This is a genomic window from Ruegeria sp. AM2, from assembly GCF_056540685.1.
The window spans coordinates 21055-32625 of the sequence record NZ_JBQFXE010000008.1; the positions used below are offsets into that span (position 1 = coordinate 21055).

General features: G+C 56.1%; 14 protein-coding genes and 1 tRNA gene. 6 read left to right on the forward strand and 9 right to left on the reverse strand.

Translation table 11 applies throughout. The features are described 5' to 3' along the window. Positions 1-18 precede the first annotated feature (18 nt). Positions 19-363 (forward strand): DUF427 domain-containing protein, encoded by a 345-nt coding sequence (locus tag ACR0CR_RS14445; RefSeq protein WP_480600206.1) that lies wholly within the window; start codon positions 19-21, stop codon positions 361-363. Between the two features lie 98 nt (positions 364-461). Beyond that, the gene (locus ACR0CR_RS14450) at positions 462-815 is read left to right on the forward strand and encodes an MmcQ/YjbR family DNA-binding protein (RefSeq protein WP_480600208.1); all 354 of its coding nucleotides are present in this window, start codon (positions 462-464) and stop codon (positions 813-815) included. Positions 816-848: 33 nt separating this feature from the next. Here the strand turns inward: ACR0CR_RS14450 and ACR0CR_RS14455 are convergent, their stop codons facing one another. From ACR0CR_RS14455 to ACR0CR_RS14470, 4 genes are all read right to left on the reverse strand, one after another. Further along, positions 849-1277, reverse strand: a complete 429-nt coding sequence (locus tag ACR0CR_RS14455; RefSeq protein WP_480600210.1) for a hypothetical protein — start codon at positions 1275-1277, stop codon at positions 849-851. Positions 1278-1287: 10 nt separating this feature from the next. Next, a complete protein-coding gene (locus ACR0CR_RS14460; RefSeq protein ID WP_480600212.1) occupies positions 1288-1485 on the reverse strand; it encodes an ORF6N domain-containing protein in 198 nt (65 codons plus the stop codon). A gap of 904 nt (positions 1486-2389) precedes the next feature. After that, positions 2390-4576 carry an excinuclease ABC subunit UvrB gene (gene uvrB, locus ACR0CR_RS14465; protein WP_480600214.1) on the reverse strand — a complete coding sequence of 729 codons (2187 nt, stop codon included), beginning with the start codon at positions 4574-4576 and terminating at the stop codon, positions 2390-2392. Positions 4577-4657: 81 nt separating this feature from the next. Further along, positions 4658-5137: an SRPBCC family protein gene (locus ACR0CR_RS14470; protein ID WP_480600216.1), complete on the reverse strand. Its 480-nt coding sequence runs from the start codon at positions 5135-5137 to the stop codon at positions 4658-4660. A gap of 157 nt (positions 5138-5294) precedes the next feature. On the opposite strand from ACR0CR_RS14470, the gene ACR0CR_RS14475 reads away from it, so the two are divergent. From ACR0CR_RS14475 to ACR0CR_RS14485, 3 genes are all read left to right on the forward strand, one after another. Further along, on the forward strand, positions 5295-5606 hold the full coding sequence (locus ACR0CR_RS14475; protein WP_480600218.1) for an ETC complex I subunit: 312 nt from the start codon (positions 5295-5297) through the stop codon (positions 5604-5606). Continuing rightward, positions 5607-6083: a GNAT family N-acetyltransferase gene (locus tag ACR0CR_RS14480; RefSeq protein ID WP_480600220.1), complete on the forward strand. Its 477-nt coding sequence runs from the start codon at positions 5607-5609 to the stop codon at positions 6081-6083. It begins immediately after the preceding gene. 21 nt (positions 6084-6104) lie between these two features. Next, positions 6105-6181, forward strand: a tRNA-Arg gene (locus ACR0CR_RS14485). Between the two features lie 73 nt (positions 6182-6254). On the opposite strand, the gene ACR0CR_RS14490 is transcribed toward ACR0CR_RS14485, so the two are convergent. From ACR0CR_RS14490 to ACR0CR_RS14510, 5 genes are all read right to left on the reverse strand, one after another. Next, entirely contained in the window at positions 6255-6503 is a 249-nt protein-coding gene (locus tag ACR0CR_RS14490; RefSeq protein ID WP_480600222.1) for a hypothetical protein, read from the reverse strand. 74 nt (positions 6504-6577) lie between these two features. Continuing rightward, on the reverse strand, positions 6578-6910 hold the full coding sequence (locus ACR0CR_RS14495) for a hypothetical protein (RefSeq protein ID WP_480600224.1): 333 nt from the start codon (positions 6908-6910) through the stop codon (positions 6578-6580). Between the two features lie 433 nt (positions 6911-7343). Next, a complete protein-coding gene (locus ACR0CR_RS14500) occupies positions 7344-7799 on the reverse strand; it encodes a hypothetical protein (RefSeq protein ID WP_480600226.1) in 456 nt (151 codons plus the stop codon). Between the two features lie 107 nt (positions 7800-7906). Next, the gene (locus ACR0CR_RS14505) at positions 7907-8989 is read right to left on the reverse strand and encodes a class I SAM-dependent methyltransferase (protein ID WP_480600228.1); all 1083 of its coding nucleotides are present in this window, start codon (positions 8987-8989) and stop codon (positions 7907-7909) included. Positions 8990-9071: 82 nt separating this feature from the next. Beyond that, positions 9072-10196, reverse strand: coding sequence for an ROK family transcriptional regulator (locus ACR0CR_RS14510; protein ID WP_480600572.1), 1125 nt, complete (start codon positions 10194-10196; stop codon positions 9072-9074). Positions 10197-10450: 254 nt separating this feature from the next. Here ACR0CR_RS14510 and ACR0CR_RS14515 point away from each other — a divergent pair, with 254 nt between their 5' ends. Next, complete coding sequence (locus ACR0CR_RS14515) at positions 10451-11467, forward strand: substrate-binding domain-containing protein (protein ID WP_480600230.1); 1017 nt, start codon at positions 10451-10453, stop codon at positions 11465-11467. The last annotated feature ends 104 nt before the right edge of the window (positions 11468-11571 follow it).

An 11571-nucleotide genomic window follows, 5' to 3' on the forward strand; every position in this document is an offset into this window, starting at 1 on the left:
TGAAGGGAAGGAACAAAAATGTCTGAACATATCACGATCCGCAAGGCTCCCGGCAAATGGAGCGTCCGCTCCGGTGGTGCCATTCTGGGCGAGACAACGAACGCGCTGGAATTGCTTGAGGGTGATCGGGAACCCGTAATCTATTTTCCACGCGCGGACATTGCGATGGCCTTTCTGGATCAAACCGACAAGGTGACCCATTGTCCGCACAAGGGCGACGCGACGCATTTTTCGATCGTCAACAAGTCCTCGGTGACTGACAACGCGGTCTGGAGCTACGAGGACCCGATCCCGAGCGTCGTCGAGATCAAGGAACATCTTGCTTTCTATCGGACGGACTCCGTCAAGGTCGAACAATTGTAAGCTCTGAGGTAACGTCTGGGCGGTCCAGCAAACCCCACAGGTCCCGAGAATTTGCAGGTTTCGGCCACACCGCGGACCGTAGCCGAGAGGATGAGCGCATGACACGGAATGAGTTCAACACCTTCTGCGCCTCGCTCAAGGCGACCACCCATGTCGTGCAATGGGGCAATGCGGATGTGTGGAAGGTTGGCGGCAAGGTTTTTGCGCTCTGCGGCTGGAACGACGGCAAGGATGCGTTCACCTTCAAGGCCACCGATCTGGCCTTTGAGGTGCTGAGTGATGAACCCGGCATCCGCCCAGCGCCCTATCTGGCCTCACGTGGCATGAAATGGCTGCAGGTCTATGAGCCACGCGGGATGAGCGACGCGTCCCTGCGCGAGCATATCGTGACCTCTTATGAGATGGTTGCGGCGAAACTGACCAAGAAGGTCCGTGCAGAGTTGGGGCTATAGGAGGGGTGGCACCCCGTCCCACCTGCTAACCGCTTAGGAAAGCTGAGCGCCAGCGCAGTCACGAAAGATGCGAACCTGCGGTGCCGCACCGTCCAATGGAAACTCGGTAATTGTATCCTGCGTAAACGCATAGGCGGTCCGGTTGTATTCCAACCCATTCAAAACATTTCCGAACCCGGTATCCGTGACGGTCAGCGACGCGGCGTTTTCGGACAAAACATGACGCGGAGTTGCGATCTCAATGGGGTTCGGACCGTCAAACCGCATGGCGAACCACGGGGCTTGAGTCCAACCCTCGGCCTTGTGGGTGATGGTCAGCGTATAGAGCGGTTTCGCGGGGTCGTAGGTCAGGAAGATCTCTGCCGTGCTCGTGTCATGTGACAGGGTGCAGATTTGCCCGACCGTTGCCTCCCATGCAGCGGCTGGGGTGGCGAGGAGTAGAGAGAACAGGACGGCGCGCATGAGCGGGTATCTAGGTGACGATGGGCCTTGGGCAAGGGTGCTGATCTGCCTCAACGATGGGGGCTGGACTGTACGCGGCGGCCTGATTGAAGGCGCTGACGGATTTTCCGTAGAACCGCGCCAGATCCTCGGCCAGCACCACGCGGGTGCCGCGCACCCAGTGAATGGCGCTTTGGACCTCATGCGTGCTGGGCAGGGTGTTCGTCATGGCAACCGTTTGGAATCACAATTTGCGATTTCAAACGTGGAGGAGGGTGAGGTGGGGTGCAAGTTTGAAGTGTGGTGGATTTGGGGAAGACGCAGCAAATGAAACTGGAATGTAGATTGCACTTCTGCTCACCGAAACCCTGATGCCTTCACGAACTAGCCTTTGGAGTATTGGCTTCTTTGGTCCACCAACTAGCTCTTTTTCCAATACTCGGATTTGGAACTGCTAGAAGGCTGTGGAACATCCCATGCCATCCGTTGGTTTCGCTTATAAGACAATCATATACTCCGGCCTCGAATAAGCTGGGGTCCTCTTCTCCAACAACCATTTTGTGATTGTCCTGCCTAACGCTGTTCCAAACAGCGTCAATTTGACGAGGTTCAATTGGAACCAAGCGCCAGCGAAAAGAAACGTAGAGTTCAGGCTGTAGCTTCCACACACCTAAGATATTGCTATTCAACCAAACTTCTGATTCCCAATTGAGTGGGTCGGATTTCGAATAAAAAGCACATACTTCGGTGCAAGCACCATTCGGCGGGTACGGCAGTGGTTTCGAGTTATCACAGACACTGTGCCCAGAGGACACTCCCTTTGTTATGGGTACAAATCGGATCGAAAGAACCTGCGATTGGAGTATGTCCTCAAGGTTCATTTCTCGTCGCCATCTAAGAATTACACGGTCCGAATTCGGGAGGCCGGGATACTGTTTCCCTAAGTTTTCAGTAAGGGCGTAACGACACACACCGCTGGCGTGAAGACTAATCTTTGAAGTGCTCCCCAGACGACCAGTGGCCAAGTAAACATCAAGACCATTCCGAAAAACCGTCCATCTGTCGGAAAATGCACGGTTCTTAGATTGGATTTGAAAGCGTATTTTCGCGTTTTTGCCAAGCGAACGGATCAATTATTTTCTCCGCCGCTTCACATTCCCACCCCGCTGCCCCGGCCTGCCAGCCGTTGACCGTCCGCGCGACTTCACCGCATCCTCAGACGCCTTCTCGACCGCCCATTGGCGCGCCATGGGGTCGTCGGCGACGGCCAGATCGACCGCTTCCAGACGTTTGATCTCATCCCGGATATTGGCGGCCTCTTCGAATTCGAGGTTCTCGGCGGCTTTGCGCATTTGGTCCCGCAACCCGTCCAGATGGGCCTCGAGGTTCGCGCCGTGCATCGGTTTGTCGATGGTGGCGGTGACGCGATTCATGTCGACGTCGCCTTCGTAGAGACCGGCCAGAACGTCCTCGACATTCTTCTTCACCGTCTCGGGCGTGATGCCGTGTTCCTCATTATAGGCGAGCTGTTTGGCGCGGCGGCGGTTGGTCTCGCCCAAGGCGCGCTCCATGGAACCGGTGATCTTGTCGGCATACATGATCACCCGGCCATCGGCGTTCCGCGCGGCGCGGCCGATGGTCTGGATCAGCGACGTTTCTGAGCGCAGGAACCCCTCCTTATCCGCGTCCAGAATGGCGACCAGCCCACATTCGGGGATGTCGAGCCCCTCGCGCAGCAGGTTGATCCCGACCAGCACGTCGAACGCCCCCAGCCGCAGGTCGCGCAGAATCTCGATCCGTTCCAACGTGTCGATGTCCGAGTGCATGTAGCGCACCTTGATGCCCTGTTCGTGCAGGTATTCGGTCAGGTCCTCGGCCATGCGTTTGGTCAGAGTGGTGACCAGCGTGCGGAATCCATTGGCGGCCACCTTGCGCACTTCGTCCAGCAGGTCGTCCACCTGCATCGAGACAGGGCGGATTTCGACCTCGGGGTCCAAGAGGCCCGTGGGACGGATCACCTGTTCGGTGAAGACACCGCCGGTCTGTTCGATCTCCCACTTCGCAGGCGTGGCCGAGACGAAGACGGATTGCGGGCGCATGGCGTCCCATTCCTCGAACTTCAACGGACGGTTGTCCATGCAGGACGGCAGGCGGAACCCGTGTTCGGCCAACGTGAATTTGCGGCGGTAGTCGCCCCGGTACATGCCGCCGATCTGAGGGACGGAGACATGGGATTCATCGGCGAATACGATGGCGTTGTCGGGGATGAATTCGAACAAGGTCGGAGGCGGCTCGCCCGGCGCGCGACCAGTCAGATAGCGTGAGTAGTTCTCGATCCCGTTGCAGACACCGGTGGCCTCTAGCATTTCCAGATCGAAATTGGTGCGTTGCTCCAGACGTTGTGCTTCCAGCAGTTTGCCTTCGCCTACCAGTTGGTCCAGCCGGATGCGCAGTTCCTTTTTGATGCCGATGATCGCCTGCTGCATCGTCGGTTTCGGCGTCACGTAGTGCGAGTTTGCATAGACCCGCACATGCTCCATCGTGGCGGCGCGTTCTCCGGTCAGCGGGTCGAATTCGGTGATCTGTTCCAGTTCCTCACCGAAGAAGGATAGCTTCCAGGCGCGATCCTCAAGGTGGGCGGGCCAGATCTCCAGCGAGTCACCCCGAACCCGGAAGGACCCGCGCTGAAACGCCTGATCGTTGCGCCGATATTGCTGAGCGACGAGATCGGCCATGACTTGCCGCTGATCATATTCGCTGCCGACCTTCAGATCCTGCGTCATCGCTCCGTAGGTCTCAACCGAACCGATACCGTAGATGCAGGACACCGAGGCGACGATGATCACGTCATCGCGTTCCAGCAGCGCGCGGGTGGCCGAGTGGCGCATCCGGTCAATCTGTTCGTTGATCTGGGATTCTTTCTCGATATAGGTGTCCGACCGCGGCACATAGGCCTCGGGCTGGTAGTAGTCGTAGTAGGACACGAAGTATTCCACCGAGTTCTCGGGAAAGAATCCTTTGAACTCACCATAGAGCTGCGCGGCCAGCGTCTTGTTGGGCGCAAGGATGATGGCGGGGCGCTGAGTTTCCTCGATCACCTTGGCCATGGTAAAGGTCTTACCCGTCCCGGTCGCGCCCAGCAGCACCTGATCGCGCTCGCCCTCGTTTACGCCTTCTGCCAATTCCGTGATCGCCGTCGGCTGGTCACCTGCAGGCGCGAACTCTGTGTGCATGACGAACTGCTTGCCGCCCTCCAGTTTCAGGCGAGCGCGGACATCATCGGCGGTCAACTGGGTCTTGTCGGAATGGGCGTAGGGCATAGGCAAGCTCCGGGATCAGGCCCTTACATTTGTTCTTATTTTGTCCAACTGCAAGGGCTGATCCGGGGTGAAAGTTTAGATTCAGTAATAGGCCGGTTGCGCATCCGGAAGGAGATCCAGACTCACTTTGTCGTTCAGCGCTTTCAGGTTGCCTTCCAGCACCCTGGCAATCATCAATCTCAACACCGTTTGGCCCAAAAGCCAGCCAAGGAGGCCATGTTTCACAGCATAATCCATGCTCCATGCTACCTTGGCGCGATTTCCAGCGACTGGTTCGATGACAATCGTGGCATGGGCCTCAGTCAGAGGCATCGCAGACATCTCGGATAGTCGCACGCTGTAGCCGCTGTTGGGTTCCCATTTGGTGACCTCTTCAACCAGCGAGGTACCGTTCTTAAAGTAGCAGCGGCGTTTTGACCCGACGCCACCTGAACCATGGGTTAGGGCCTGGACCTGCGCAACCTGAGGGGCAATCTCATCAATCTGCATAAACCGGCTCAGTATCGCCCAGATAGCCTCTGGGCGGGCATCGATTTCCAGCCTGCGTTTGTGATAAATCATCTGTCTGGTCCTGTGGTTGATCTTTGTATGATCATAGGCGGGGCTAGTGTCAGATTTTGTCATCAGGCACCTCGGATGCCCGCGACATTTGTTATCTTGTCCCGAACCGCGCTGTGACGCATAAACACACTCAGCCAAGTGAGTACGGAGAGGCGACATGCGCGCACGGATTTACCAGCCCGCAAGAAATGCGATGACTTCAGGGATGGCCAAAACCCGGAAATGGGTTCTGGAATATGCACCGGCGTCGGCGCGTGAGGTCGATCCGCTGATGGGCTGGACGTCTTCGAACGACACGCAAACTCAAGTGCGGTTGAAATTCGACACTAAGGAAGAGGCGCTGGACTACGCCAAGGACAACGGCATCGATGCGCAGGTCAGCGAGCCGCACAGCCGCAAGCCAAATCTGCGTGCGCGTGGCTATGGTGAGAACTTTGCGACCGACCGGCGCGGTCCCTGGACACACTGAATGATCGAAATTCGCGAGGCGGACCCAACGTCGGACGCGCTGCGCCCGGTGATTGAGGCGCATTTTGCCCATAGCGAAACCGCCGGTCCCGCCGAAAGCAACCACACGATGGACGCAGAGACGCTGGCCGGTCCGGGATTACGCTTTTGGGCGATCTACGATTCCGAAAAGCCCGTTGGCTGCGGTGCGCTTAAGGCTCTTCCGGACGGAACGGCCGAGGTGAAATCGGTGCACATCATTGCCCAGGCACGTGGCCGCGGTTTGGCGCGTGTGATGATGCAGCATCTGGCGGAACTAGCGCGCAGCGAAGGAATTTCTGCGCTGGTTCTGGAAACCGGTGCAGCGCATCTGCCGGAATATGACGCGGCCCGCAAACTCTATGAGGCGCTGGGTTATTCCTATTGCGGTCCGATCTTTGGCTATACGGAAGACCCAAACAGCGCCTTCATGCGCTTGGCCCTTGAACCCCGCACGTAAAAACCGCAAGAAGGGCCCAGCGGTCCCTTAGCTCAACTGGATAGAGCAGCTGACTTCTAATCAGCAGGTTGAGGGTTCGAGTCCTTCAGGGATCGCCAAATGCAGACCGTGTTCATTTCGTGAATCCCACCTGAGGCGTTGGTGACATGGCCAGCAGGGCTTGCCAATTCCCTACCCGCCGGGCGATGTGGTCGCTTGCACAAGGGGCACGAGCCGAATGGTCTGAGCGCCGCTTTCGAACTCGCAAATATGAATCAGGTTGGGCTGTCGCTCTGCACCGCCTGCTTTGACAAAATCCACCTTATGTTCACCACCAGACAGGGCGCAGTCGGCCTTCCAGACTGCGGTGGCCTGTTCTTCTGTCATGGACCAGCCGAGGCCGGGCATCAGGATTAAGGTCAAAAGCAGTGTCTTTTTCATGATCGTTACCCTTTTTACAAAAAACAGTTTGCTAGCTGAACCACTTGCGTCGCCTAGACAAAGGCGACCTAAGTTCAACAGGCTATTCTTGACGCGGAATCGCTGGCCAGAATGTGTGAAGGCTCCGTTTCAGTCTGCAAAACGGCACCACCTGTGTTGGCCTTCAACAGCTGCTCGGCCTGATAGACGCAGATCGCGCGCTGATAGATTTTCTCAGCCAGAGGCGATCTTTTGTCGGTTTGCGCGCAGCAATCCAGCTCGCGTGAAAGCTCTTTCAGATTGGTCGGGGGAAAGCCCTGCAAAACAAAGCTAAGCGCCGAGGTTAACCCCGAATGCCCCTGGTCGAGACCTTGCTGAAAAGACGCGCTCGGCTCCGGACAGGTCGGCACAAAAAACTCATTACTCATACTCAATCACTTTCACGCTTTCCTGAGCGTCAAAACACCAGACGCTCAAAACTTGTTACTGGTTGGTTTTTGCCAATGACTGTGGCGAATACGTGACCGAAATCAGGTTTCAGTCAAGTTAACAGAAAAGTGAAAGTAACACGTTTTGTGCTTGTGGGTCGGCGAGGCTAAGTCAACACGCTGCCCGCCGCAAAGCCGATTGTGATCCAGATTGAGAAGGTCGCTATTGTTAAAACATAGTTAAACATCATACGGCCCGGCCTTTGACATTTACGAAGTTCAGGTTTCCGCCGCATTCGCGGTACAAGTTGAATATGCGCTCTGGCCGCTTAACGTTTGTGGAATGGATCGTTAACGTTCTGTTAACAATCGGGATGAAAGCAAGGGACTGACGAAATCGTCTAGAGGCATCACAACCAAATCGGACCGCCAGTCATTGCGCGCAGGCTATCTCGAAGTGAGCGGCACGTTTGCCGTTTTCTGCATGGAACGCCACTTGACCGGCTGCGCCTTTGAATACCCCTGTACCACCGACCACAGCCAGTTGGGTATCAAACTGCGGCACGGTGTCGGGCTGGCTGGGGGCTGGGTAGGAACCGGTATAGATCAATTGGTTGTCATCGAGTGTCAGGTAAGCATTAACAATAAGCCGTGTTTCACCGTTCCCTGCGCCAGGCGCGACCAGGGTCGTGACATTTTGCGTTCCGATTTCACTGCCATCTTCGCCGAAAACGGTGACATGCCCAACGGCGATATCGCCAATGTTTTTGCCACTGGACGTGACCGTAAGGTCCTCCAAATAGACGGTAAACGGGCCGCATTCCGGTCCATTTGCGGCTGACGCCGGAAGGGCCTGCAAAAATAGGGACAGCAAGGTAAGAAAACGCATTTTGACACTCCGATCTATATTTCAAACGACAAACACGTCGGACTACAGTTTTCGGTCGAAGGCCCCAGGTCCGTTTTGGTTTGCTTCAACCGCGCCCTATAATCCGCTCATTGTTTTTTTAGCTCGATCGTCAACAGCCAGATCTCAAAGGCGCATTTGCCTCGGTCTTCGCTGATGTACGTTTCAAAACGATTGTAGAACGAAGTCAGCATAGAGCTTTCCGTCTGGCCGGGTTCGTCACCGAACAAGAATTGCCTGAATGTCGATTCGGTAAAGGACCGAACGAACCCTTTGTAGCTTGCCGCATATTTCTGGCGTTCGCCTATTTGGTCCGCAAAGATGTCTTCTGGATTTTGCCGGGCCCGCGCGACCTCGGCTCTTTCAATTGAGAAACCCTCTGCCAGGTCCGCATTACGCTGAAACGGCATAAGCGCCTCTTCTTTGGACATAAACCAGACTGGCATCACAAATCGACTTAGTGCCTGCTCGGATATCAACCCGTCCTCTGCCATCGAGTTCGCAACTTGGTACAATGCGCGATAGGTGTGTCGGCCAGAGCAGCAAATTCCATTGATTTCATCATCATCCGGAATCGCGCCAAGCGTCGAGACAAAAAGCCGTCCTCCGCTGCGCATCTCATTGAGGCGCAGGGTCAGAAATTTCTCCCAATCTTTCTGGGCTTGCTTCTTCAATTCCAACCGGGCATTGCCCTGCAGGTCCGCGAACCAAAGCGTGCCCCTTGATGAGATTTCTGGCTGCACGCTGAGCCAATGGCTGGCACCAAATGATACCCCAACATCAATCGTTGAAGCTGGTGCAGCCGCTGAGAAAAAACTGCCCACACTTGCAGTGGGACGAATCTGTGCCGAGAGGTTCATGTAACCTTCCTGGCTGGCCGCAAATTCAAACAGCGTATTCCAATCGTTTTCCGCCTGATCGACATGATGAACAAAAACCGAGTGATCCGGATAGCGGTCCACAAAGGACTCGATTGCAGGTTTTATTGACAAAATCGCGTTTGAACCCGTTCCGCAGCCATAATCGGCAATGTGGATTTCATCTGATGTGGCGGCGACCTTGTCTGCCATCTCACGAACATCATCCGCGCGGGACTGAATGGAATGCTTCTGCGGGAGGGAATTTCCTGCGTAGTCAATCATTCCCTCGGTCGGGCTGCTGCGCTTGTTCATTCAAACCTCCCAATAACTGCAAGGTCGGCGGGTTCAGATTACACGACTTTTTGAGACCCCCAAAACATTTTGCGGCACCAGACTATCCCTCGACAAGGTATCGCTGGGACAAGGGCAGGCTTGCAGCACCCAGAGCGCGGGCGTCGGAACCGACAGCGCCCATGGCGATCTCGGGGCGCTCAAGACCGGTTAGGTTCAAGTCGGACAGCTGGGCCTCGACCGCCGCAATCAGCCGCGCCTTTACCGATGATGGCATCCAACCATCGATCTTTACGCAATGGAAATCGATCAGGCTGCAGGACGACACGATTGCGTATGCCAAACCAAACGCGGCTTTTTGCAGCCATGCCTCGACAAGGTCGTCTGGAATGTTCCAATGCGCGGGTTGTTCCCAGATCATGTCTGCGTCTTCGCCTGCAGACAGAAGCGATCGTTCGAGCACATAAAGGCTGGCCACATCGATCAGCGGCTGAACACGTCCGTCACTTGTAGGAACCGGCAGAGGCCCAAGCGCGCCTGCGTTTCCGCGACCGGAAAAGATCGACCCATTCAGCACCACACCGCCACCTATAAAGTAGCCAACGTAGAAATACAGGAAATCCCGCGGCCCGTCGGTGGGTCCGAAAACAAGCTCTGCTCCACAGGCAGCGGTGGCATCGTTTTGCTCGAATATCGGAATGTCATAGGTGGCCGCGAGCGCCGACTTGATATCCGCCGTTCGCCAGGGATTCATCTTGTCCTGCGGCACTTGCAGCGTCTGTGCCCAGTCCCACAAAAAGAACGGCATGGCGATGCCCAGCCCCGAAATCCTTGTTTGCGCTTCGGATCCAAGATTTGCAGTCATCTTGCCCAAGGCATCCGTGGCGAACTCCAAAGTCTCATCCGGGTTGGGGTATTCGTATGTCCGCCGTTGCCGCGCCTTTACACATCCCAGAAAATCCGTCAGCACCAATTCCGCACTGCGTCGACCGACCTTGAGGCCAAAGAACGACGCACCATCCGGATTGAGACGCATCGGAACCGAAGGTTGCCCGACCTTGCCGCGAACCGGCTCGCCCCGCAGCAGCAGGCCATCCTTTTCCAGGTGCCGCATGATGACCGAAACGGTTTGCGCGGAAAGTCCCGTCATCCTGGCGATTTCAGATTTTGCCAGCGCCTGGTGTCGCCTGACCAGCGACAGCACAAGGCGTTCATTATGCGCGCGCATGCCGCTTTGGTTTGTGCCACGCACCTGAGAAGCCCTTTCCAGCGCGGTGTTTTCGTTCGACGGCTGTGCAGGCAAATCAAACCCTCCCGGCATTAGAATGTGGGCCGGGGTGGGGTCTGTCAATAATAATTAAGAGTGATTTATTTATTGACTCTCAATTCGAAACTGAAGATGATTTTGCTGTGGGGTCGGGTCCAATTTCACCCGATTAAACATGTGCCCCTTGGGCGCGGGAGATACTGGGAGGATTATCAATGACGTTTTCGAAACTTGCAGGCGCATCCGCGCTTGCCTTGACTGTAATGGCTGGCGCTGCGATGGCGGACACGACCGTGTGCCTGATCACCAAAACGGACACCAACCCCTTCTTCGTTAAGATGAAAGAAGGCGCGACCGCAAAAGCCGAAGAGCTTGGCATGACGCTGAAGGCCTTCGCAGGCAAGGTGGATGGTGACCACGAAACACAAGTGCAGGCCATCGAGACCTGTATTCTGGATGGCGCAAAGGGCATTTTGCTGACAGCCTCAGACACGTCCTCGATCGTACCTGCCGTCAAGCAAGCGCGCGACGCAGGTGTATTGGTCATTGCTTTGGACACACCGCTAGAGCCGATTGACTCGGCAGATGCTACTTTTGCCACCGACAACTTCCTGGCCGGTTTGCTGATCGGACAATGGGCGAAAGCGACGCTTGGTGATGCGGCTGCGGACGCCAAAATCGCAACGCTGGATCTGGCGGTGAGCCAACCAACAGTCGACGTGCTGCGGAACCAGGGCTTCCTGGAAGGGTTTGGCGTTGATCTGGCCGATCCGAATGTCATCGGTGACGAAAGCGATTCACGTCTGGTCGGCAGCGACGTTACCGCCGGCAACGAAGAAGGTGGTCGCCGCGCGATGGAGAACCTTCTGGCCAAGGACCCAACCATCAATGTGGTTCATACGATCAACGAGCCTGCAGCAGCTGGTGCATATGAGGCGCTGAAGGCCATCGGACGCGAGAACGATGTGCTGATCGTGTCAGTCGACGGCGGCTGCCCCGGTGTTCAGAACGTGGCGGACGGCGTGATCGGTGCGACCTCGCAGCAATATCCGCTACTGATGGCATCGCTGGGTGTTGAAGCCGTCAAGAAATGGGCGGACGAAGGCACCAAGCCTGAGAACACGCCGGGCAAAGACTTCTATGACACCGGCGTTGCACTGGTGACGGACAAGGCCGCAGACGGAGTAGACTCGATCTCGGTCAAAGAAGGCATGGACCTCTGCTGGGGTTAACCTGATCTGTCGAGGGGCCAATTTGGCCCTTCGACACAAAACCCATTCTCACCCGAATTTTTGTTATTGTGGTCCGCAACCGGGCTCTTGACGCATGGGGGAAG